Genomic DNA, 20,982 nt, shown 5'->3' on the forward strand with positions numbered 1-20,982 from the left:
CAATGGAAGCCAAGGCATCTGCGCGCTACATCCGCGTGACGCCTATGAAGGCCCGGCGCGTCGTCAACCTGATTCGTGGCCAACAGGCGAATGAGGCTCTGGCGATTCTGAAGTTCGCCCCCCAGGGCGCTTCGGAGCCGGTGTTCAAGGTCCTCCAGTCGGCGGTCGCCAACGCGCGCCAGCTGGCCGACCGCGACGGCCTGCCGTTCAAGGAGGAGGAGCTCGTGGTGAGCGAGGCCTTCGTCGACGAGGGTCCGACCATGAAGCGGTTCCAGCCGCGGGCCCAGGGCCGCGCCTACCGCATCAACAAGCGCACGAGCCACATCACCGTGATCGTGGCCAGCCCTGACAGCGAGGAGGTCCGCTAAGTGGGACAGAAGATCAACCCGCACGGGTTCCGGCTGGGCATCACCACCGACCACGTGTCGCACTGGTACGCGGACTCCACCAAGGAGGGCCAGCGCTACAAGGACTACGTCCGCGAGGACATCAAGATCCGCAAGCTCATGTCCACGGGCATGGAGCGGGCCGGCATCTCCAAGGTCGAGATCGAGCGGACCCGGGACCGCGTGCGCGTGGACATCCACACCGCCCGCCCCGGCATCGTGATCGGCCGCCGCGGCGCCGAGGCGGACCGCATCCGCGGCGAGCTCGAGAAGCTCACCGGCAAGCAGATCCAGCTGAACATCCTCGAGGTCAAGAACCCCGAGGTGGACGCCCAGCTGGTCGCCCAGGGCGTCGCCGAGCAGCTCGCCTCCCGCGTGGCCTTCCGCCGCGCCATGAAGAAGGCCATCCAGTCGGCGCAGCGCGCCGGCGCGAAGGGTATCCGCATCCAGTGCGCCGGCCGCCTCGGCGGCGCCGAGATGAGCCGCTCCGAGTTCTACCGCGAAGGCCGTGTGCCCCTGCACACCCTGCGCGCGAACATCGACTACGGGTTCTTCGAGGCCAAGACCACCTTCGGCCGCATCGGCGTGAAGGTCTGGATCTACAAGGGCGACCTCACCGCGAAGGAACTGGCGGCCCAGCAGGCCGCCGCTCCCTCGCGCGGCCGCGGCGGCGACCGTGACCGTCGTGGCGGCCCGGGCGAGCGTCGCGGCGGCGGCGGCGACCGCCGGCGCACCGACCGTAACGACCGTGGCGGACGCCGTGAGCGCAACGACTCCGCCGCCTCCCCGGCCCCGGCCGCGGGGGCGACCAACGCAGAGGGTGGTAAGTAAATGCTCATCCCACGTCGTGTGAAGTTCCGCAAGCAGCACCACCCGAAGCGGTCGGGCGCTGCCAAGGGCGGCACCACCGTCGCCTTCGGCGAGTGGGGCATCCAGGCGCTCACGCCGGCCTACGTGACGAACCGTCAGATCGAGGCCGCCCGTATCGCCATGACCCGCCACATCAAGCGTGGCGGCAAGGTCTGGATCAACATCTACCCGGACCGTCCCCTGACCAAGAAGCCCGCCGAGACCCGCATGGGCTCCGGCAAGGGCTCCCCCGAGTGGTGGGTCGCCAACGTCAAGCCCGGGCGCGTGATGTTCGAGCTCTCCGGTGTCTCCGAAGAGGTCGCCCGCGAGGCCCTGCGCCTGGCGATCCACAAGCTCCCGATGAAGGCACGCATCGTGCGTCGCGAAGGTGGTGAATGAGAATGGCTGTTGGATCCAAGGATCTGAGCATCGAGAACCTCGCGGCCCTCGACAAGGACTCTCTGGGTGAGGCGCTGCGCAAGGCGAAGGAGGAGCTGTTCAACCTCCGCTTCCAGTCCGCAACCGGTCAGCTCGAGAACAACGGCCGCCTCAAGGCGGTCAAGCGCGACATCGCCCGCATCTACACGGTGCTGCGCGAGCGCGAGCTCGGCATCCGGCCCCAGGCGGGCGACGCCGAGACCACCGCCGAGAACACCTCCGAGGAGGACGCCAAGTGACCGAGCAGATCAACAACGGGGCCGAGCAGGCCCCCGAGCGCGGTGACCGCAAGAGCCGTCGCGGCTACGTGGTCTCCGACAAGATGGACAAGACCGTCGTCGTCCAGCTGCAGGACAACGTCAAGCACTCGCTGTACGGCAAAGTCATGCGCCGCTCCTCGAAGGTCAAGGCCCACGACGAGCAGAACTCCGCCGGTGTCGGCGACCTCGTCCTGATCTCCGAGACCCGCCCGCTGTCCGCCACCAAGCGGTGGCGGATCGTGGAGATCCTCGAGAAGGCCAAGTGACCCGGTCGCGCTAGCGCCGGCCACGGCCACGACGACGGCCCGTCCCTCCGTGCGAGGGGCGGGCCGTCGTCCGTCCACCGCCCCGCCCGCACCCGCCGCCGGCTGTGCTAGGCTGGTGAGCTTGTATGGGCCGATTTGTCCGCCCGTACGACCCACAGCTCTTCGTGCCAGCGCATAATGACCGCGTGCAGGGCGCCCCCGTGCCACCTGGTGGCGGGTTCAGATGCTCCTGGCATGGAGGGCTGGCCCGGTCCGGCGTGCGACGCCGGGGGAGGGCACATCATCCGACAAGCTGTTCCGCAAGGCCCGCACCGTGCTCTCGATCGGTGTTGGAACCGGCGAGACGACAGGAGTAATCAGTGATTCAGCAGGAGTCGCGACTGAAGGTCGCCGACAACACGGGTGCGAAGGAGATCCTCACCATCCGTGTTCTCGGTGGATCCGGACGTCGCTACGCAGGCATCGGCGACATCATCGTCGCCACCGTCAAGGACGCGATCCCGGGCGGCAACGTGAAGAAGGGCGACGTCGTCAAGGCCGTCATCGTCCGCACCAAGAAGGAGCGCCGTCGTCCGGACGGCTCCTACATCAAGTTCGACGAGAACGCCGCAGTGATCCTGAAGAACGACGGTGACCCCCGTGGTACCCGCATCTTCGGCCCCGTGGGCCGCGAGCTGCGCGACAAGAAGTTCATGAAGATCATCTCGCTGGCCCCGGAGGTGCTCTGACCATGGCGAAGTTCAAGATCAAGACCGGCGACCTGGTGCAGGTCATCTCCGGCAGCAAGGACAACAAGGGCAAGCAGGGCAAGGTCCTGCGCGTGATCCCGGAGACCTCCCGCGTGGTCGTGGAGGGCATCAACGTGATCACCCGCCACCGCAAGGCGACCATGCAGGGCGAGGCCGGCGGCATCGACAAGGTCGAGGCCCCGATCCACGTCTCCAACGTGGCGCTCGTGGACCCGGAGACCCAGAAGCCGACCCGCGTCGGCTACCGCACCGAGACCGTGGAGCGCAACGGACGCCAGAAGACCGTCCGCGTCCGCGTCTCCAAGAGCACCGGCAAGGACCTGTGATGAGCGAAACCACCGAGATCAGCGTGTCCCCGCGCTTCAAGGACAAGTACCAGGAGACCGTCGTGCCCGCGCTGCAGGAGCAGTTCGGCTACGGCAACGTCATGGAGATCCCGCGCGTCGTCAAGGTCGTCGTGAACATGGGCGTCGGCGACGCCGCGAAGGACTCGAAGCTCATCGACGGCGCCGTCCGCGACCTCACCGCCATCACGGGCCAGAAGCCGCTCGTGACCCGGGCGAAGAAGTCCATCGCGCAGTTCAAGCTTCGCGAGGGCATGCCGATCGGCGCGCACACCACGCTGCGCGGCGACCGCATGTGGGAGTTCCTCGACCGCCTGGTGACCCTGGCCCTGCCGCGCATCCGCGACTTCCGCGGTCTGTCCGACCGCCAGTTCGACGGCAACGGCAACTACACCTTCGGCCTCACCGAGCAGTCCATGTTCCACGAGATCGACCAGGACCGCATCGACCGGGTCCGCGGCATGGACATCACGGTGGTCACCACCGCGAAGACCGACGACGAGGGCCGCGCGCTGCTGAAGGCGCTCGGCTTCCCCTTCAAGACCAACTAATCTCGCTACGTTCCAGGTCCGCCCGCGCGCCGCACGGCGCCGGTGGAAACCGGGACGAGGAAGGGCACGTGCCCCCAAAATGACAATGACAGATCCTGTCGCGGACATGCTGACGCGTCTGCGCAACGCCAACTCCGCCTACCACGACTCCGTGAGCATGCCGTACTCGAAGCTTAAGGCCCGCGTGGCGGACATCCTCAAGGCCGAGGGCTACATCGCGGACTACCGCGAGGAGGCGGCGGAGGTCGGCAAGACCCTCACGCTGTCGCTGAAGTTCGGTCCCAACCGTGAGCGGTCCATCGCCGGCGTCCGGCGCATCTCCAAGCCGGGCCTGCGCGTGTACGCCAAGTCCACCAACCTCCCCAAGGTCCTGGGCGGCCTGGGCATCGCCATCCTGTCCACCTCTTCCGGGCTGCTGACCGACAAGCAGGCCGCGAAGAAGGGCGTGGGCGGCGAAGTCCTCGCGTACGTCTGGTAACCCGGAACAGAAAGGAAGAGAACATGTCACGTATCGGACGTCTCCCCATCTCTGTGCCGGCCGGTGTGGAGATCAAGGTCGACGGCAACGTCGTCTCCGTCAAGGGCGCGAAGGGCGAGCTGCAGCACACCGTTGCCAGCCCGATCACCGTCGCGCTCGAGGACAGCACCCTCACCGTCACCCGACCCGACGACGAGCGCGAGTCCCGCTCGCTGCACGGCCTCACCCGCACCCTGATCGCCAACATGATCCAGGGCGTCACCCAGGGCTACTCCAAGGGCATCGAGATCGTGGGCACCGGGTACCGCGTGCAGGCCAAGGGCCAGGACCTCGAGTTCGCCCTCGGCTACAGCCACCCGATCACCTTCAAGGCCCCGGAGGGCATCTCGTTCGCCGTCGAGGGCGTCAACAAGCTCTCGGTCAACGGCATCGACAAGCAGCAGGTCGGCGAGGTCGCCGCGAAGATCCGCAAGCTCCGCGCCCCCGAGCCCTACAAGGGCAAGGGCGTGCGGTACGCCGGCGAGCAGATCCGCCGCAAGGCCGGAAAGGCTGGTAAGTAATCATGGCTCTGAAGATCAAGGGCAAGTCCAAGGCCGCCGCCCGCAGCCGCCGCCACGTCCGGGTGCGCAAGCACCTGGCCGGCACAGCCGCGCGCCCGCGCCTGGTCGTCAACCGCTCGGCCCGCCACGTGTTCGTCCAGGTCGTCGACGACACCCAGGGTGTCACCGTCGCCTCGGCGTCCACCATGGAGGCCGACCTGCGCGGCGCCGACGCGGACAAGACCGCGAAGGCCAAGCGCGTCGGTGAGCTCGTGGCCGAGCGCGCCAAGGCGGCCGGTGTCGAGGCCGTCGTGTTCGACCGCGGCGGCAACAAGTACCACGGTCGCGTGGCGGCTGTCGCCGACGGCGCCCGCGAAGGAGGTCTGGCACTGTGAGCGAGCAGAACACCGAGCGGAACAACGAGAAGGAAACCCAGGTGACCGAAGCGAGCACTGCCTCCACGGAGGCGACCGGGCAGACCACCGAGACCACCCGCTCCCAGGACTCCCGCGGCGACCGCGGGGGCCGTGGCGAGCGCGGCGGCCGCGGTGAGCGCGGGGGCCGTGGCGAGCGCGGCGGCCGCGGCGGCCGCGGCGGCCGCGACGAGGAGAAGGACAAGTTCCTCGAGCGCGTCGTGACCATCAACCGTGTCTCCAAGGTCGTCAAGGGCGGTCGCCGCTTCAGCTTCACCGCCCTCGTCGTCGTCGGCGACGGCAACGGCATGGTCGGCGTCGGCTACGGCAAGGCCAAGGAGGTGCCGGCCGCGATCTCGAAGGGCGTCGAGGAGGCGAAGAAGAACTTCTTCCGCGTCCCGCGCATCGAGGACCGCACCATCCCGCACCGCGTGCAGGGCGAGGCCGCTGCCGGCGTCGTCATGCTGCGCCCGGCGACCCCCGGTACCGGTGTGATCGCCGGTGGCCCGGTCCGCGCCGTGCTCGAGTGCGCCGGCATCCACGACGTGCTGTCGAAGTCCCTCGGCTCGTCGAACCAGATCAACATCGTGCACGCAACCATCGAGGCGCTCCGTCAGCTCGAGGAGCCGGCGGCCGTCGCGGCCCGCCGTGGGCTGCCGATCGACGAGGTCGTCCCCGCGCCGTTGCTGCGCTCGATCCAGAAGGCAGGTGCCTGATGTCCGGCAAGCGTATCCAGCCCGACGGCGCGGAGCTGCGCATCACGCAGATCCGGTCGGTGGTCGGCCAGAAGCAGAACATGCGCAACACCCTGCGGTCCCTCGGCCTCAAGCGGCCGGGCAACGTCGTGGTCCGCAAGGCCGACGGCGTGACCGCGGGCATGGTCAACACCGTCGCCCACCTGGTCAAGGTCGAGGAGGCCAAGTAACCATGGCAGAGAACACTGCAGAGAAGAACGAGAAGGTGCACGCCCTCAAGGTGCACCACCTGCGTCCGGCCCCGGGCGCGAAGACCGCCAAGACCCGTGTGGGTCGCGGTGAGGGCTCCAAGGGCAAGACCGCCGGCCGCGGCACCAAGGGCACCAGTGCCCGGTACCAGGTCAAGGCGGGCTTCGCGGGCGGGCAGCTGCCGCTGCACATGCGCCTGCCCAAGCTGCGCGGGTTCAAGAACCCGTTCCGCGTGGAGTACCAGGTCGTCAACCTGGACAAGCTCACCGAGCTGTTCCCGGAGGGCGGCGAGGTGACCGTGGAGTCGCTCGTGGCCCGCGGTGCGGTCCGCAAGAACCAGCCCGTCAAGGTGCTGGGCTCGGGCGAGATCGCGGTCGCGGTCGACGTGAAGGCGCACGCCTTCTCCGGCTCCGCCGCCGAGAAGATCGCCGCCGCCGGCGGCAGCACCACCGCGCTGTGAGCGCGCGCCGCGGTGCCGGGCCCGCCCCGGCACCGCGGCACCGACGGCCAGGCCCCGTCCACGCCAGCGTGGACGGGGCCTGACCCGTCGGCGGCGGGAGCCGGCCCGCGCCGTGGCGCGCCCCCGGGTGAGTCCCGGACCCGGCGCGTTCGCTAGACTTGCCGGAGCCGTCCGCACCCGGACCCCGGGGGCGGACCCAGGACCGAGCTCCCGCCCCACCACCCCCCGTCACCGGATGCCGGTCGGACCCAGTCTCTAGGAGGACATGTGCTCAGCGCTTTCGGACGGGCGTTGCGAACCCCCGACCTGCGACGCAAGCTGGGGTTCACCCTCGCCCTCATCGTGCTCTACCGTCTGGGCACGTTCATCCCGGCGCCGGGCGTCGACTACGGCAACGTGCAGCAGTGCCTCGCCCTGGGGACCACCACGGGCGGCGTGTACGACATGGTGAACCTCTTCAGCGGCGGCGCCCTGCTGCAGCTGTCGGTCTTCGCCCTGGGCGTGATGCCCTACATCACCGCGAGCATCATCGTGCAGCTGCTGCGCGTGGTCATCCCGCGCTTCCAGGAGCTGCACGAGGAGGGCGCGCAGGGGCAGACGCAGCTGACCCAGTACACCCGCTACCTCACCATCGGCCTCGCGCTGCTCAACGCCACCACGGTGGTCTCGCTGGCCCGCTCCGGCGCCCTGCTGGGCAACTGCCCGCTGCCGATCATCCCCGAGGACACCTGGCTGACCGTGCTGATCATCATCATCACGATGACCGCGGGCACAGCGATCATCATGTGGCTGGGGGAGCGGATCACCGAGAAGGGCGTGGGCAACGGCATGTCGCTGCTCATCTTCACCTCGATCGCCGCGACCTTCCCCTCCGCGCTGGGCGAGATCCTCCGCACCCGGGGCTGGGGCGTGTTCCTCTCGGTGCTCGCCGTGGGTCTCGTGGTGATCACCTGCGTGGTGTTCGTGGAGCAGTCCCAGCGCCGCGTGCCGGTCCAGTACGCCAAGCGGATGGTGGGCCGGCGCACGATCGGCGGCACCACCACCTACATCCCGCTCAAGGTCAACATGGCCGGCGTGATCCCCATCATCTTCGCGTCCTCGATGCTGATGCTGCCCGGCATGCTCGCCCAGTTCGGGATGCCGGACGACGGGACGGACATCCCCGGCTGGGTCAACTGGATCAACAGCTACCTCGTCACCGGCGACCACCCCGTGTACATGGTGATGTACTTCCTGATGATCGTGTTCTTCACGTACTTCTACGTGTCGATCACGTTCAACCCGGAGGAGGTCTCCAACAACATGAAGCGCTACGGCGGCTTCATCCCGGGGATCCGCGCCGGCCGGCCCACCGAGAAGTACCTCGCCTACGTGCTGAGCCGCATCACGTTCCCGGGCGCCCTGTACCTGGGCATCGTGTCCATGATCCCGCTCGTGGCGCTCGTGCTGGTCGACGCCAACCAGAACTTCCCCTTCGGCGGGCCGTCCCTGCTGATCATGGTGGGCGTGGGCCTGGACACGGTGAAGCAGATCGAGGCGCAGCTGCAGCAGCGCAACTACGAGGGCCTATTGCGCTGAGCCCCGGCCCCCGGGCGCAGGGGCCCTCCCGATAGACTGTGACCGCAGCCACCACCGACCGCAAGGAGACTTCATGACCCGCATGCTCATCATCGGCCCCCCCGGCGCAGGCAAGGGCACCCAGGCCGTGCGCATCTCGGAGCGGCTCGGCATCCCGGCGATCTCGACCGGGGACATCTTCCGGGCCAACATCAAGGGGCGGACGGCGCTGGGCGAGGAGGCCAAGAGCTACATCGACGCCGGGGACCTCGTCCCGGACTCGGTGACCAACCGCATGGTGCGGGACCGCCTGGCCGAGACGGACACGGCCGACGGCTTCCTGCTGGACGGCTATCCCCGCAACGCCGCGCAGGTCGACGAGCTGGACGCCATCCTCGCCGAACTGGGCCAGGAGCTCGACGTGGTGCTGAAGCTGACCGCCGACCGGGACGAGCTCGTGGAGCGGCTGCTCGGGCGGGCCCGGAAGGAGGGGCGCACCGACGACACGGAGGACGTCATCCGGCACCGCCTCGACGTGTACGACGCGGAGACCGCCGCGGTCGTCGACGTCTACGACCGGCGCGGCATCGTCCGCGAGGTCGACGGGCTGGGAACCGTCGACGAGGTCTCCCAGCGGATCATGACGGCGCTGTCCTGACGCACCGCCCCGCACCACCGACGCCGTGACACCCCCGGACACCCCCGGGGGTCTCACGTTTAACCCACGACAGCCGCGAGCTCCCCGACCGGGGGAGCGGCTCGGAAGGAAGACCGCATGTTCGGCCGCCGCCGGATCGAGTACAAGACCAACGCCCAGCTGCGCGCCATGCAGCGCGCCGGGGTGGTGACCTCGCGCGCCCTCGACGCCGCCGTGGCGGCCGCCGTCCCGGGGGCGACCACCGCGTCCCTCGACGGCGTGTTCCGGTCCGTCCTCGACGAGCACGGGGCGAGCTCCAACTTCCTCGGCTACTACGGCTACCCGGCCGCGGTGTGCGTGTCCGTCAACGAGGTCGTGGTCCACGGCATCCCGGGGGAGCAGGTGCTGCAGGAGGGGGACATCCTCTCCGTGGACGGCGGGGCGATCGTCGAAGGCTGGCACGGGGACTCCGCCCGCACCGTGCTGCTCGGCCGGCCCGACCCCGCCGACGCCGAGCTCTCCGACGTGACCCGCCACGCCATGTGGCACGGCATCGCGGCGGCGGCCACCGGCACGCACGTGGGGGACATCGGCGCGGCCGTGGAGGACTACGTGCGCAGGGTCTCCGGGCACCGCTTCGGGATCCTCGAGGAGTACGTGGGCCACGGCATCGGCTCCAAGATGCACATGGCCCCCGACGTCCTCAACTTCCGCAGCACCGACCGCGGGCCCCGCCTGCGCGCCGGCATGGCGCTGGCGATCGAGCCGATGCTCGTGCGCGGCGGGATCGGCACCCGGGTGCTCGACGACGAGTGGACCGTGGTCACCACCGACGGGGCCCGCTCCAGCCAGTGGGAGCACTCCGTGGCGCTGCACGCCGACGGCGTCTGGGTGCTCACGGCCGAGGACGGCGGGGCCTCCGAGCTGGAGCCCCTCGGCGTGCGCCCCGTCCCCATCCCGGAGGACCTGCCGTGAGCCGGCAGCCCCCGACCGTCCAGGACCCGCGACCCCGCGAGGAGAACACCGTGGCCCAGCAGCCGCAGCAGACCGGCACGACCCGCACCGCCGTCGAGCTCACCGTGAAGCCGAAGCCCGGTCAGCTGACCTTCGCCGCGCCGCGCCGCGGCAAGCCGCCCCGGCACCTCGCCGACTTCGACATGGCGGGCCGCCGGCAGTTCCTCGCCGAGCTGGGCCACCAGCCCTTCCGCGCGGGCCAGCTCTCCCGGCACTACTTCGACCGGTTCGCCACCGCCCCCGAGGACATGACCGACCTGCCCGCGGCCGGGCGGGAGGAGCTCGTGGCCCAGGCCCTGCCGCCGCTGCTGACGAGCGTGCGCACCCTCGAGGCCGACCAGGGCGCCACCGTGAAGAACGTGCACCGGTGCTTCGACGGGGCCACCGTGGAGTCCGTGCTCATGCGCTACACCCACCGCGTGACCATGTGCATCTCCTCCCAGGCCGGGTGCGGCATGAACTGCCCCTTCTGCGCGACCGGCCAGGCCGGGCTCACCCGCAACCTCTCGACCGCCGAGATGGTCGAGCAGGTGGTGCAGGGCGCGCGGATGCTCCGCGGCGGCCGGGTGGGACGCGCCGAGCAGGAGCCCCTGCGGGTCTCCAACATCGTCTTCATGGGCATGGGGGAGGCCCTGGCCAACTACAAGGCCTCCATCGGCGCGATCCACCGGCTCATCGACCCCTCCCCGGAGGGCCTCGGCATCTCGGCCCGCGGCATCACCATGTCCACGGTGGGTCTGGTGCCCGGGATCCGGAAGTTCACCCAGGAGAAGCTGCCGGTCACCCTGGCGCTGTCCCTGCACGCCCCCGACGACGAGCTGCGCGACGAGCTGATCCCCATCAACACCCGCTGGAAGGTCGACGAGGCCCTCGACGCCGCCTACGACTACTACCGGGCCACCGGGCGGCGCGTGTCGATCGAGTACGCCCTGATCCGCGACATCAACGACCACGGGTGGCGGGCCGACCTCCTCGGGGAGAAGCTCAACGCCCGCGGCGGGGGATGGGTGCACGTCAACCCGATCCCGCTCAACCCGACGCCCGGCTCCAAGTGGACCGCCTCGCGACCGGGCGTGGAGCAGAACTTCGTGGAGCGCCTGCGCGCCCACGGCATCCCCACCACCGTGCGCGACACCCGCGGCTCCGACATCGACGGCGCCTGCGGGCAGCTCGCCGCGACCGTCTGACACGGCGCCGCCGGTCCCGCCGGCCCGTCACCGGCCCGTCACCGGCCCGCCGCTGACGGGCGGGGCCGCCTCCCGCGTTGCGGGAGGCGGCCCCGATCCCGTAGAGTGTCCTGTTGGTTGTCTGTGCTCCAGCGATTCCGCACTCATCGGGCCGCGCCGACCCTCACCGTGCACCACGAACGGTGATGGTGCACGCGTACGGGTCCGCCGCGGCGTTTAACGATCAAGTACACCCGAAACCCTGCCCGCCGCCCCGGCGGGGGGCACCTGAAGTTAGCGGAGGATATGGCCAAGAAAGACGGAGTCATCGAGATCGAAGGCACTGTGGTCGAGGCTCTGCCCAACGCGATGTTCCGCGTTGAGCTGAACAACGGTCACCTGGTCCTCGCCCACATCTCCGGGAAGATGCGACAGCACTACATCCGGATCCTCCCCGAGGACCGCGTGGTGGTGGAGCTCAGCCCGTACGACCTCACTCGCGGTCGTATCGTCTACCGCTACAAGTAGGACCGGCGGCCGTCCGGGCCGCACACCACTCGAGAGAACGACGCGAAGGAATGCGATGAAGGTCCAACCGAGCGTGAAGCCGATCTGCGACAAGTGCAAGGTGATCCGCCGCAACGGGCGGGTCATGGTGATCTGCGAGAACCCGCGCCACAAACAGCGTCAGGGCTGACCAGCCCCGACCACCCACGCAAGTGGATCGACATAGGCACCGCTCCCGACCGGAGAGATCCAGGCGGGTGCCCCCGGTACAGAGGCCGGGGACCGGCGGACGGACGTGACGTCCCCGACCGGGCAGCGATGCTCCAGACCTCTGGAACACCACAAGGAGAACCGCCGATATGGCTCGTCTCGCAGGCGTCGACCTTCCCCGTGAGAAGCGGTTGGAGATCGCGCTCACCTACATCTACGGCGTGGGTCGCACCCGCGCGCTGGCAACCCTGGAGGCCACCGGCATCTCGGGCGACCTGCGCGTGCGCGAGCTCACCGATGCCCAGCTCGTGGAGCTGCGCGACTACATCGAGGACAACTACAAGGTCGAGGGTGACCTCCGCCGCGAGGTGGCCGCCGACATCCGCCGCAAGGTCGAGATCGGCAGCTACCAGGGCATCCGGCACCGCCGCGGCCTGCCGGTGCACGGTCAGCGCACCAAGACCAACGCCCGCACCCGCAAGGGTCCCAAGCGCACGGTCGCCGGCAAGAAGAAGTAGCCCGCTGCCGCTCGCGCGCGGACCCCGCGGTCCCCGAGCGGCCCATCAACACTCTTCACCGCCCTTCCATACTTTGTAGGAGATCTCCATGCCCCCGAAGACACGAGCGACGGCTGCCCGCAAGCCTCGTCGCAAGGACAAGAAGAACGTCACCCAGGGCCAGGCCCACATCAAGTCGACGTTCAACAACACCATCGTCACCATCACCGATCCCTCCGGCGCCGTCCTGTCCTGGTCGTCCGCCGGCGAGATGGGTTTCAAGGGCTCGCGCAAGTCCACCCCCTTCGCGGCCCAGATGGCCGCCGAGGCGGCCGCGAAGCGCGCGCAGGAGCACGGCGTGCGCAAGGTCGACGTGTTCGTCAAGGGCCCGGGCTCCGGGCGCGAGACGGCCATCCGCTCCCTGCAGGCCACGGGTCTCGAGGTCGGCTCCATCTCGGACGTCACCCCGAGCGCGCACAACGGGTGCCGCCCGCCGAAGCGCCGGCGCGTCTGATGCGAGCACGCCCACCGGGACCCCGCGGGGTCCCGGTGCGCGTGCCGACAACGGACCGGCACCGGTCCGCACCCCTCAACTGTTTTCCACCATTTGCGCGCGTCATATAGCGGATGCCCGCTGAAAGGAAACATCAGTGCTCATCGCACAGCGCCCCACCCTCTCCGAAGAGGTCGTGGCCGACAACCGGTCCCGCTTCGTGATCGAACCGCTCGAGCCCGGCTTCGGCTACACCCTCGGCAACTCCCTCCGCCGCACCCTCCTGTCCTCGATCCCCGGTGCGGCCGTGACCAGCATCCGGCTCGACGGGGTGCTCCACGAGTTCTCCACCGTGGAGGGCGTCAAGGAGGACGTCTCCGAGGTCATCCTCAACGTCAAGAAGCTCGCCGTCTCCTCGGAGCAGGACGAGCCCGTCGTCGCCTACCTGCGCAAGCAGGGTCCCGGCGTCGTCACCGCCGCGGACATCACGGCCCCGGCCGGTGTGGAGATCCACAACCCGGACCTGCACATCGCGACCCTCAACGCGAAGGGCCAGCTCGAGCTCGAGCTGACCATCGAGCGCGGCCGCGGCTACGTGTCCGCCGCCCAGAACAAGGCAGGGGACGCGGAGATCGGGCGCATCCCGGTCGACTCGATCTACTCGCCCGTCCTGAAGGTGACCTTCCGCGTGGAGGCCACCCGCGTGGAGCAGCGCACCGACTTCGACAAGCTGGTCCTGGACGTGGAGACGAAGGAGGCGATCACCCCGCGCGACGCGGTGGCCTCCGCCGGCACCACCCTGGTCGAGCTGTTCGGTCTCGCCCGGGAGCTCAACACGGCCGCCGAGGGCATCGAGATCGGGCCCTCGCCGACCGACGCCGCGATGGCCGCCGACATGGCGCTGCCCATCGAGGACCTCGAGCTCACGGTGCGGTCCTACAACTGCCTCAAGCGCGAGGGCATCCACACCGTGGGTGAGCTCGTGGGCCGTTCCGAGGCGGACCTGATGGACATCCGCAACTTCGGCGCCAAGTCGATCGACGAGGTCAAGGCCAAGCTCGTCGACCTCGGCCTGTCCCTCAAGGACTCGCCCCCCGGTTTCGACCTCGCCGCTCGCGCCGCCGCGATCGACGACGAGAACCCGTTCGACGACGACGACCACTAGTCCTTCCCGCTGACGTCCCGACGGGTGCCCGCCCGGGCCGGGACAGACTTCCAGGAGATCAACAACCATGCCTACTCCCACCAAGGGACCCCGCCTCGGAGGCGGACCCGCGCACGAGCGCCTGATGCTCGCGAACCTCTCGCAGCAGCTGTTCGAGCACAAGCGCATCACCACCACGGTGACGAAGGCGAAGCGGATGCGTCCCTACGCCGAGCGGCTCATCACCTTCGCCAAGCGCGGTGACCTGGCCGCCCGCCGGCGCGTGCTCGCCCAGCTGAGCGACAAGTCCGTGGTGCACGAGCTGTTCACGACCATCGCCTCGGCGATGGAGGACCGCAACGGCGGCTACACCCGGATCACCAAGATCGGCAACCGCAAGGGCGACAACGCCCCCATGGCCGTCATCGAGCTCGTGATGGAGCCCGTCGCGACCAAGGCGACCGTCGCCGAGGCCGAGCGCGCCACCGCGAAGGCCGCCCCGGCCCCCGCCGCCCCGGTCGACACCCCGGCGGAGTCCACCGCCGACGAGGTCGCCGCCGAGGAGATCCCCGCCGACGAGCAGGCCCCCGAGGTCGGCTCGGAGCAGGCCGCCGAGGTCGCCGCCGAGAACACCGACGCGGAGTTCCCCGGTTCGCACGCCCCGCTCGAGTCCGGCGAGGCCCCCGAGGGCTTCGAGGTCAAGGGCAACAAGAACTCGATGAAGTACCACGTGCCCGGCTCGCGCTGGTACGCGGGGACCACCGCCGAGATCTGGTTCGACTCCCCGGCCAACGCCGAGGCCGCCGGCTTCCAGCCGGCCGGCGGCGCCGCCGCGCAGAAGATGCGCTGACCGGACGTCCCGCCGCACGACCACCGCGACGCCGCCGGGGACCTGGTCCCCGGCGGCGTCGTCGTGCCCGCCCCCACCGAAATCCGACCAGGAGCTGAGCATGAGCCCGTCCGAGCCCGCCGTGCGCGTGCGCCTCGACCTGGCCTACGACGGCGCCCCCTTCTCCGGCTGGGCCCGGCAGCCGGGACTGCCCACCGTGCAGGGGTCGCTGGAGGACGCCCTCGCCGTGCTGGTCCGGCGCCCGGTGCGGGTCGCCGTGGCGGGGCGCACCGACACCGGCGTGCACGCGCGCGGCCAGGTGGCGCACCTGGACCTGACCCCCGCGGAGTGGGCCGGCCTCGCCCGCGGCCGGGACGAGGACCCCGCGCCCGCCTTGGAGCGCCGGCTGACCGGGGCGCTGGCGCACGTGCTGGGCCGCGGCCGCCGCGACGCCGGGCTGCCGGAGTGCCCGGGCGCGGTGGTCGTGCGCCGCGCGGGCGCCGCCCCGGCGGGCTTCGACGCCCGCTTCTCCGCCGTCTCCCGCCGCTACAGCTACCGGATCGACGACGGCGCGGCCGGGCGGGACCCGCTGACGCGGCACCTGACGTGGTGGTCCCAGGACGTCCTCGACGTCCCGGTCATGGCCGCGGCGGTGCGGGAGCTGGTCGGCCTGCACGACTTCCTGTCCTTCTGCCGACCCCGCGAGGGCGCCACCACGGTGCGGGAGGTCCTGGACGTGACCGTGGAGCGGGACCGGGACGGTCTCGTGCGGCTGGGCATCGAGGCGGACGCCTTCTGCCACCACATGGTGCGCTCGGTCGTGGGCGCGGCCGCGCGCGTGGGCGCCGGCCGCGAGGACCCCGACTGGCTCGGCCGGCGGCTGGCCGAGCGGGTCCGGGACGCCCGGGTGCTCATGGCCCCGGCGCACGCCCTGGTGCTCGAGGAGGTCCGCTACCCCGGGGACGACGCCCTCGGGGAGCGGGCCGAGCGCACCCGGGCGCTGCGCGACCCGCTCGCCCACCCCCGGCGCGCCCCCGGCCGCCCGGCGGGAGATTGACCGCCGCACCCTCCCGGTGTATGGCCCGAGTGGTCTTTGGCGGCTCCATCCGGTAACGTTGGTTGCTGTTGTGCGTGTCCCGCCTCGGTTCACGTGTACCCGGATCCGCTGTCCAGTTGCAGGACGCCAGGCGGTCCGGTGCACCGGGGTCTCGGGCACCGGATGCAGCTCGGCCCTCACCCGAGCCCCGGACGGCACACCGAGAAACGGCGTGATCCCAACTAGCGCCACCGAGATAACCCGAACGAAGGCAAACTAACGTGCGTACGTACACCCCGAAGCCCGGTGACATCCAGCGCCAGTGGCACGTCATCGATGCCACCGACGTCGTCCTGGGTCGTCTTGCCAGCCAGACCGCAACGCTGCTGCGCGGAAAGCACAAGCCGACCTTTGCTCCCCACGTGGACGCCGGTGATTTCGTCATCATCGTCAATGCCGAGAAGGTCGCCCTGACCGGCTCCAAGCTCGAGAAGAAGCGGGCCTACCGCCACTCCGGCTACCCGGGCGGGCTCAAGTCCAGCTCCTACGCCGAGCTGCTGGAGAAGCACCCGGTCCGCGCCGTGGAGAAGGCCATCCGTGGCATGCTCCCCAAGAACAAGCTGGCCGCCCAGCAGATGTCCAAGCTCAAGGTCTACGCCGGCCCGGAGCACCCGCACGGTGCCCAGCAGCCGCAGACCTTCGAGTTCACCCAGGTCGCCCAGTAATCGGGCCTACGACAGAAACGAGCGAGGAAAATCGTGGCTCAGAATACTGACGAGCAGAACATCGTGGACGGCGAGGAGCAGCTGAGCAGCTACACCTCCGAGTCCGCCCCCGCCGAGGAGACGGCGGTCGCCGCCGAGCGCCCGGCCCTGACCGTCTCCGGACAGGCCGTCGGCCGCCGCAAGGAGGCCGTGGCCCGCGTGCGCGTGGTCCCCGGCTCCGGGCAGTGGACCGTCAACGGCCGCACCCTGGAGAACTACTTCCCGAACAAGCTGCACCAGCAGGAGGTCAACGACCCCTTCAAGGTGCTCGAGCTCGAGGGCGCCTACGACGTCATCGCCCGCATCCACGGCGGCGGCCCCTCCGGCCAGGCCGGTGCCCTGCGCCACGGCGTGGCGCGCGCGCTGAACGAGATCGACGTGGAGAACAACCGCCCGACCCTCAAGAAGGCCGGGTTCCTGACCCGCGACCCGCGCGTCATCGAGCGCAAGAAGGCCGGTCTGAAGAAGGCCCGCAAGGCCCCGCAGTACTCGAAGCGCTGATCGGAGGGCCTCCCGGCCCGCCCTCGGCCCCACGGACCCCGTCCGACCCGGTGCACGCCGGTGTCGGGCGGGGTCTCTGCGTTTCCGCCCGCCTGCCGCCGTCCGGGGCGCGGGGAACGTAGGATGGGGGGCGATGTCTAGATTATTCGGAACGGACGGCGTGCGCGGGCTCGCGAACGACCTCCTCACAGCCAACATGACCCTGGACCTGGCCCAGGCCGCCGCGATCGTGCTCGGCCACGGCCACGCACGCGAGGGGCGGCGCCCCACGGCGGTCGTCGCGCGGGACGGGCGTGCCAGCGGCGAGTTCCTCAGCGCCGCCGTCACCGCCGGCCTGGCCGGGTCGGGCGTGGACGTCCACGACGCCGGCGTGCTGCCCACGCCCGCGCTGGCCTACCTCGTGGCGGACCTCGACGCCGACTTCGGGGTGATGATCTCCGCCTCGCACAACCCGGCCCCCGACAACGGGATCAAGTTCCTGGCCCACGGCGGCCGGAAGCTGCCCGACCGGGTGGAGGACGAGATCCAGCAGGTCTTCGAGGCAGGGGACTTCCGGCGGCCCACCGGCGCCGGGGTCGGGCGCATCCACCTGCTCACGGACGCGGAGGACCGCTACGTCCTGCACCTGGTGGGGGCCATCCCGCACCGGCTGGAGGGGATGCGCGTGGTCCTGGACTGCGCCAACGGCGCCGCCAGCGGGGTCTCCCCGGACGCGTTCCGCGGAGCGGGCGCCGAGGTCCACGTCATCGGCGCGGAGCCGGACGGCCTGAACATCAACGACGGCTGCGGCTCGACCCACCTGGAGCCGCTCCAGCGGGCCGTCGTCGAGCTCGGCGCCGACCTGGGCATCGCCCACGACGGCGACGCGGACCGCTGCCTCGCCGTGGACGCGGCCGGCCGGGAGGTGGACGGGGACCAGATCATGGCGATCCTCGCCCTCGCCCTCAAGGACGCGGGCCGGCTCGTGGACGACACGCTGGTGGCCACCGTGATGAGCAACCTCGGGCTCAAGCTCGCCCTGCGCGAGGCGGGAATCGAGCTGCGGGAGACCGCCGTGGGGGACCGCTACGTCCTCGAGACGATGACCGAGCACGGCTACAATCTCGGCGGCGAGCAGTCCGGCCACGTCATCATGTCCGACTTCGCCACCACCGGTGACGGCCTGCTGACCGGTCTGATGCTCGCCTCCCGCGTGGCGCAGACCCGCGCGCCGCTCGCCGAGCTGGCCCGGGTGATGACCCGGCTGCCCCAGGTGCTGCTCAACGTGCGCGGCGTGGACCGCACCGCGGTCGGCTCCCACCCCGGGGTGCAGACGGCCGTCGCGGAGGTCGAGCAGCGTCTCGGCGAGACGGGGCGGGTGCTGCTGCGGCCCTCCGGCACCGAGCCCGTGGTCCGGGTGATGGTCGAGGCGGCCTCCGAGGAGATCGCCCGCGCCGAGTCCGAGTTCCTGGCCGCCGTGGTGGAGCGCGAGCTGTCCCTGACCGTCTGAGCCCGCCCGGACGCACCGGAGGCCCGCACCGCGCACGGTGCGGGCCTCCGGTGCGTCCGGACGGTGCGGGGATCAGGTGCGCTGGCGCAGCGCGTCGCGGATCTCCGTGAGCAGCTGGACCTGGGCGTCGGTCTCCTCCTCCTGGGGCTCGATGCTCAGGCGGCGGTTGCGCGCGGCGATCACCCGGTTCATGGGCAGCACGATCGCGAAGTACACGGCCGCGGCCACGAGCAGGAAGTTCACGAGCGCGGTGAGCAGGACGCCGAACCGGATGTCGTTGCCGTTGAGCGTGAGCACGGCGAACGAGTCGAAGTTGGGAGAGCCCACCAGGGCGGAGATCAGCGGCATCAGCACCGCCTCGACCATGGCGTTGACGACCTGCGCGAAGGCGGCGCCGATGATGACGGCAACGGCGAGGTCCAGCACGTTGCCCTTCATGATGAATTCCTTGAAACCGTTGAGCATGTGCCCAGACTAGTGCTGCGGCGGGGCGGCCGGGCGCGCCCGCCGGAGCGCCGTCGGCGCTCCGGCGGACCGGGCCGGGCTCAGCCCGCCGCGGGCGGCGGGTAGCCGGCGGCGGGCGGCAGCCCGGAGAACTCCTCGAGCGTGGCGGCGCCCGAGCGCACGAGCGCCTGCGCCCGCTCGGGACCGAGGTAGCGCAGGTGCCACGGCTCGTACCAGTAGCCGGTGGTGCCGTGCTCCCCCCACGGGTAGCGGACCACGAAGCCGTGCTCCGGGCCGTGCTCGGCGACCCAGGCGGCGGTGGCCGTCCCGTCGAAGCACTCGCGCAGGTCGCACCCGGAGCCGTCGCCGACGTCCACGGCCAGACCCGTCTGGTGCTCCGAGTGGCCCGGGCGCGCGGAGACCGTGTCGGCGGACTCCTGTCCCTTCCGGGCGACCCAGCCCGCGTAGGTGCGGGACTGCTCGGCGAAGGACCGGTAGCCGGAGACGATCCGGATCGGCACCCCGTCCGCCCGGGCCGCGGCGAGCATGCCGCGTGCGGCCGCGGCCGCCTCGGGGCGCAGGCGGTGCCCCTCCACGTCCTCGAGGGCGGCGGGGGTCCAGTCCGCCGGGTCCAGGGGCCGGTGCTTGTTGACCACCACGGCGAGCGAGGCCGGGTCGCCGAGATCCGGGTCCTCCGGGGCGGGGCCGTCCGGGGCCGTCCCGCGCACCGGGGCCGACGGCGCCGTCCCGGGCCCGGGGGCGGGCGTGCCCGTCCCCGGGGTCGAGGCCGGGTCCGGGACCGACGCCGGGGCTGCCGCCGTGGTGCCGGCGGACGCCGGCGCGGGCGCGGGCGCGGAGCCGGGGCCCGGGGCGCACCCGGCCACGAGCAGCGCGGCGGCCGGCAGCAGGACGGCAGCGCGCAGGACCGCGGTGCGGTGGATGGCGGCGCGGAGGACCGCGGTGCGGGGGACGGCCGCGCGCAGGACCGCGGTGCGGGGGGCGGCGGTGCGGGGGGCCACCGGCGGGGCCGGCGTCGGTGCGGGCATCAGTTCTTGCGCAGCAGCACGCGCCGGATGGAGTGGTCCGAGTCCTTGGAGAGGATCAGCCGGGCGCGGCCGCGCGTGGGCTGCACGTTCTCGATGAGGTTCGGCTCGTTGATCCGCCGCCAGATGCCCGTGGCGGTGGCCACGGCCCTGGCGTCGGAGAGGTCCGCGTAGCGGTGGAAGTACGACCCGGGGTCGGCGAAGGCCGAGGAGCGCAGGGCCTGGAAGCGCTCCACGTACCACCGCTCGATGTCCGCGGGCCGGGCGTCCACGTAGATGGAGAAGTCGAAGAAGTCGCTCAGCGCCAGCGCGGCCCGGTCCCCGGGGCCCACCTTGGCGGGGGCCAGCACGTTGAGCCCCTCGATGATGACGACGTCCGGGCGGGTCACCACGACCTCCTCGCCGGGCAGGATGTCGTAGCTGTGGTGCGAGTACTTGGGGGCGCGCACCTCGGGGGCGCCGGACTTGATCTTCGCGACGAAGCGCAGCAGGGCGCGGCGGTCGTAGGACTCCGGGAACCCCTTGCGGTCCATGAGCCCCCGGCGCTGCAGCTCCGCGTTGGGGTACAGGAACCCGTCCGTGGTGATGAGCTGGACGTTCGGGGTCGACGGCCACCGGGACAGCAGTTCGCGCAGGAGCCGGGCGGTGGTGGACTTGCCGGCGGCCACGGACCCGGCGATGCCGATCACGAAGGGGGTCCGGGCGTGCTCCTCGCCGAGGAACGCGTTGGTCGAGGCGTTGAGCCGGTTCGAGGACTCGTCGTAGAGGGTCAGCAGCCGGGAGAGGGGGAGGTAGACCTCGCGCACCTCCTCGACGTCGAGCCGGTCGCCGAGGCCGCGCAGGTTCTCGATCTCCCGCGAGGTGAGGGGGACGTCGATCTCGTGGGAGAGCCTCGACCAGGTCTGCCGGTCGAGCTCCACGAAGGGCGAGGTGCGGTCGCTCAGCGTAGATGCGGTCATCGACCACAGTCTAGA

Annotated in this window: 31 protein-coding genes; 28 read left to right on the top strand and 3 right to left on the bottom strand. The window is 70.9% G+C overall.

Annotated features, from left to right (window positions below; all coding sequences use genetic code 11):
* The first annotated feature begins 2 nt into the window (after nucleotides 1–2).
* The 28 genes from rplV to glmM all read left to right on the top strand — a co-directional run bounded on the left by rplV (nucleotide 3) and on the right by glmM (nucleotide 18,521).
* On the top strand, nucleotides 3–368 hold the full coding sequence (gene rplV, locus QYM41_RS07460) for a 50S ribosomal protein L22 (RefSeq protein WP_017833301.1): 366 nt from the start codon (nucleotides 3–5) through the stop codon (nucleotides 366–368).
* On the top strand, nucleotides 369–1,217 hold the full coding sequence (gene rpsC, locus QYM41_RS07465) for a 30S ribosomal protein S3 (protein WP_368799112.1): 849 nt from the start codon (nucleotides 369–371) through the stop codon (nucleotides 1,215–1,217). It abuts the gene before it with no gap.
* Nucleotides 1,218–1,634: a 50S ribosomal protein L16 gene (gene rplP / locus QYM41_RS07470; RefSeq protein WP_017833303.1), complete on the top strand. Its 417-nt coding sequence runs from the start codon at nucleotides 1,218–1,220 to the stop codon at nucleotides 1,632–1,634. It begins immediately after the preceding gene.
* 2 nt (nucleotides 1,635–1,636) lie between these two features.
* Nucleotides 1,637–1,912 carry a 50S ribosomal protein L29 gene (gene rpmC, locus QYM41_RS07475; RefSeq protein ID WP_368799113.1) on the top strand — a complete coding sequence of 92 codons (276 nt, stop codon included), beginning with the start codon at nucleotides 1,637–1,639 and terminating at the stop codon, nucleotides 1,910–1,912.
* The gene (gene rpsQ / locus QYM41_RS07480) at nucleotides 1,909–2,199 is read left to right on the top strand and encodes a 30S ribosomal protein S17 (RefSeq protein ID WP_368799114.1); all 291 of its coding nucleotides are present in this window, start codon (nucleotides 1,909–1,911) and stop codon (nucleotides 2,197–2,199) included. Before rpmC ends, rpsQ begins: the two co-directional genes overlap by 4 nt.
* A 359-nt stretch (nucleotides 2,200–2,558) precedes the next feature.
* Nucleotides 2,559–2,927 carry a 50S ribosomal protein L14 gene (rplN, locus tag QYM41_RS07485; protein ID WP_017833306.1) on the top strand — a complete coding sequence of 123 codons (369 nt, stop codon included), beginning with the start codon at nucleotides 2,559–2,561 and terminating at the stop codon, nucleotides 2,925–2,927.
* A gap of 2 nt (nucleotides 2,928–2,929) precedes the next feature.
* The gene (rplX, locus tag QYM41_RS07490; RefSeq protein ID WP_368799115.1) at nucleotides 2,930–3,274 is read left to right on the top strand and encodes a 50S ribosomal protein L24; all 345 of its coding nucleotides are present in this window, start codon (nucleotides 2,930–2,932) and stop codon (nucleotides 3,272–3,274) included.
* Complete coding sequence (gene rplE / locus QYM41_RS07495; protein WP_368799116.1) at nucleotides 3,274–3,843, top strand: 50S ribosomal protein L5; 570 nt, start codon at nucleotides 3,274–3,276, stop codon at nucleotides 3,841–3,843. The genes rplX and rplE overlap by 1 nt, the downstream gene beginning before the upstream one ends.
* 79 nt (nucleotides 3,844–3,922) lie before the next feature.
* A complete protein-coding gene (rpsH, locus tag QYM41_RS07500; protein ID WP_368799117.1) occupies nucleotides 3,923–4,321 on the top strand; it encodes a 30S ribosomal protein S8 in 399 nt (132 codons plus the stop codon).
* Between the two features lie 23 nt (nucleotides 4,322–4,344).
* Nucleotides 4,345–4,881, top strand: a complete 537-nt coding sequence (gene rplF, locus QYM41_RS07505) for a 50S ribosomal protein L6 (protein ID WP_058872535.1) — start codon at nucleotides 4,345–4,347, stop codon at nucleotides 4,879–4,881.
* A 2-nt stretch (nucleotides 4,882–4,883) separates the two neighbouring features.
* On the top strand, nucleotides 4,884–5,255 hold the full coding sequence (rplR, locus tag QYM41_RS07510; RefSeq protein ID WP_368799118.1) for a 50S ribosomal protein L18: 372 nt from the start codon (nucleotides 4,884–4,886) through the stop codon (nucleotides 5,253–5,255).
* Nucleotides 5,252–5,989: a 30S ribosomal protein S5 gene (gene rpsE, locus QYM41_RS07515; protein WP_368799119.1), complete on the top strand. Its 738-nt coding sequence runs from the start codon at nucleotides 5,252–5,254 to the stop codon at nucleotides 5,987–5,989. The genes rplR and rpsE overlap by 4 nt, the downstream gene beginning before the upstream one ends.
* Complete coding sequence (gene rpmD / locus QYM41_RS07520; protein ID WP_368799120.1) at nucleotides 5,989–6,198, top strand: 50S ribosomal protein L30; 210 nt, start codon at nucleotides 5,989–5,991, stop codon at nucleotides 6,196–6,198. The genes rpsE and rpmD overlap by 1 nt, the downstream gene beginning before the upstream one ends.
* 2 nt (nucleotides 6,199–6,200) lie before the next feature.
* The gene (gene rplO, locus QYM41_RS07525) at nucleotides 6,201–6,677 is read left to right on the top strand and encodes a 50S ribosomal protein L15 (protein WP_368799121.1); all 477 of its coding nucleotides are present in this window, start codon (nucleotides 6,201–6,203) and stop codon (nucleotides 6,675–6,677) included.
* A gap of 267 nt (nucleotides 6,678–6,944) precedes the next feature.
* Nucleotides 6,945–8,255 carry a preprotein translocase subunit SecY gene (gene secY, locus QYM41_RS07530; RefSeq protein WP_368799122.1) on the top strand — a complete coding sequence of 437 codons (1,311 nt, stop codon included), beginning with the start codon at nucleotides 6,945–6,947 and terminating at the stop codon, nucleotides 8,253–8,255.
* A gap of 73 nt (nucleotides 8,256–8,328) precedes the next feature.
* Nucleotides 8,329–8,892 (top strand): adenylate kinase, encoded by a 564-nt coding sequence (locus QYM41_RS07535; protein WP_368799123.1) that lies wholly within the window; start codon nucleotides 8,329–8,331, stop codon nucleotides 8,890–8,892.
* Between the two features lie 117 nt (nucleotides 8,893–9,009).
* Entirely contained in the window at nucleotides 9,010–9,846 is an 837-nt protein-coding gene (gene map / locus QYM41_RS07540; protein WP_368799124.1) for a type I methionyl aminopeptidase, read from the top strand.
* 50 nt (nucleotides 9,847–9,896) lie between these two features.
* The gene (rlmN, locus tag QYM41_RS07545; protein WP_368799149.1) at nucleotides 9,897–11,072 is read left to right on the top strand and encodes a 23S rRNA (adenine(2503)-C(2))-methyltransferase RlmN; all 1,176 of its coding nucleotides are present in this window, start codon (nucleotides 9,897–9,899) and stop codon (nucleotides 11,070–11,072) included.
* 285 nt (nucleotides 11,073–11,357) lie between these two features.
* Nucleotides 11,358–11,579, top strand: a complete 222-nt coding sequence (gene infA, locus QYM41_RS07550) for a translation initiation factor IF-1 (protein WP_017833319.1) — start codon at nucleotides 11,358–11,360, stop codon at nucleotides 11,577–11,579.
* A gap of 55 nt (nucleotides 11,580–11,634) precedes the next feature.
* Nucleotides 11,635–11,748, top strand: a complete 114-nt coding sequence (gene rpmJ / locus QYM41_RS07555) for a 50S ribosomal protein L36 (RefSeq protein WP_017833320.1) — start codon at nucleotides 11,635–11,637, stop codon at nucleotides 11,746–11,748.
* Nucleotides 11,749–11,917: 169 nt separating this feature from the next.
* Nucleotides 11,918–12,286 carry a 30S ribosomal protein S13 gene (gene rpsM / locus QYM41_RS07560; protein ID WP_368799125.1) on the top strand — a complete coding sequence of 123 codons (369 nt, stop codon included), beginning with the start codon at nucleotides 11,918–11,920 and terminating at the stop codon, nucleotides 12,284–12,286.
* Nucleotides 12,287–12,374: 88 nt separating this feature from the next.
* Entirely contained in the window at nucleotides 12,375–12,779 is a 405-nt protein-coding gene (gene rpsK / locus QYM41_RS07565; RefSeq protein WP_368799126.1) for a 30S ribosomal protein S11, read from the top strand.
* Between the two features lie 136 nt (nucleotides 12,780–12,915).
* Entirely contained in the window at nucleotides 12,916–13,923 is a 1,008-nt protein-coding gene (locus QYM41_RS07570; RefSeq protein WP_368799127.1) for a DNA-directed RNA polymerase subunit alpha, read from the top strand.
* Between the two features lie 67 nt (nucleotides 13,924–13,990).
* The gene (gene rplQ, locus QYM41_RS07575) at nucleotides 13,991–14,752 is read left to right on the top strand and encodes a 50S ribosomal protein L17, sunset domain variant (RefSeq protein ID WP_368799128.1); all 762 of its coding nucleotides are present in this window, start codon (nucleotides 13,991–13,993) and stop codon (nucleotides 14,750–14,752) included.
* A 100-nt stretch (nucleotides 14,753–14,852) separates the two neighbouring features.
* Nucleotides 14,853–15,788 (top strand): tRNA pseudouridine(38-40) synthase TruA, encoded by a 936-nt coding sequence (gene truA, locus QYM41_RS07580; protein ID WP_368799129.1) that lies wholly within the window; start codon nucleotides 14,853–14,855, stop codon nucleotides 15,786–15,788.
* A gap of 260 nt (nucleotides 15,789–16,048) precedes the next feature.
* Entirely contained in the window at nucleotides 16,049–16,492 is a 444-nt protein-coding gene (gene rplM, locus QYM41_RS07585) for a 50S ribosomal protein L13 (RefSeq protein ID WP_368799130.1), read from the top strand.
* A gap of 33 nt (nucleotides 16,493–16,525) precedes the next feature.
* Nucleotides 16,526–17,032, top strand: coding sequence for a 30S ribosomal protein S9 (rpsI, locus tag QYM41_RS07590; protein ID WP_368799131.1), 507 nt, complete (start codon nucleotides 16,526–16,528; stop codon nucleotides 17,030–17,032).
* A gap of 133 nt (nucleotides 17,033–17,165) precedes the next feature.
* Nucleotides 17,166–18,521, top strand: coding sequence for a phosphoglucosamine mutase (gene glmM / locus QYM41_RS07595; protein WP_368799132.1), 1,356 nt, complete (start codon nucleotides 17,166–17,168; stop codon nucleotides 18,519–18,521).
* A 72-nt stretch (nucleotides 18,522–18,593) separates the two neighbouring features.
* Here the strand turns inward: glmM and mscL are convergent, their stop codons facing one another.
* The 3 genes from mscL to coaA all read right to left on the bottom strand — a co-directional run bounded on the left by mscL (nucleotide 18,594) and on the right by coaA (nucleotide 20,967).
* The gene (mscL, locus tag QYM41_RS07600) at nucleotides 18,594–18,986 is read right to left on the bottom strand and encodes a large conductance mechanosensitive channel protein MscL (protein WP_368799133.1); all 393 of its coding nucleotides are present in this window, start codon (nucleotides 18,984–18,986) and stop codon (nucleotides 18,594–18,596) included.
* Between the two features lie 80 nt (nucleotides 18,987–19,066).
* Nucleotides 19,067–20,011 carry a M15 family metallopeptidase gene (locus QYM41_RS07605; RefSeq protein WP_368799134.1) on the bottom strand — a complete coding sequence of 315 codons (945 nt, stop codon included), beginning with the start codon at nucleotides 20,009–20,011 and terminating at the stop codon, nucleotides 19,067–19,069.
* Nucleotides 20,011–20,967: a type I pantothenate kinase gene (coaA, locus tag QYM41_RS07610; protein ID WP_368799135.1), complete on the bottom strand. Its 957-nt coding sequence runs from the start codon at nucleotides 20,965–20,967 to the stop codon at nucleotides 20,011–20,013. Before coaA ends, QYM41_RS07605 begins: the two co-directional genes overlap by 1 nt.
* Nucleotides 20,968–20,982 lie beyond the last annotated feature (15 nt).

Origin of the sequence: Kocuria oxytropis (assembly GCF_040981195.1) — a bacterium.
Classification (GTDB): Bacteria; Actinomycetota; Actinomycetes; order Actinomycetales; family Micrococcaceae; genus Kocuria; species Kocuria oxytropis.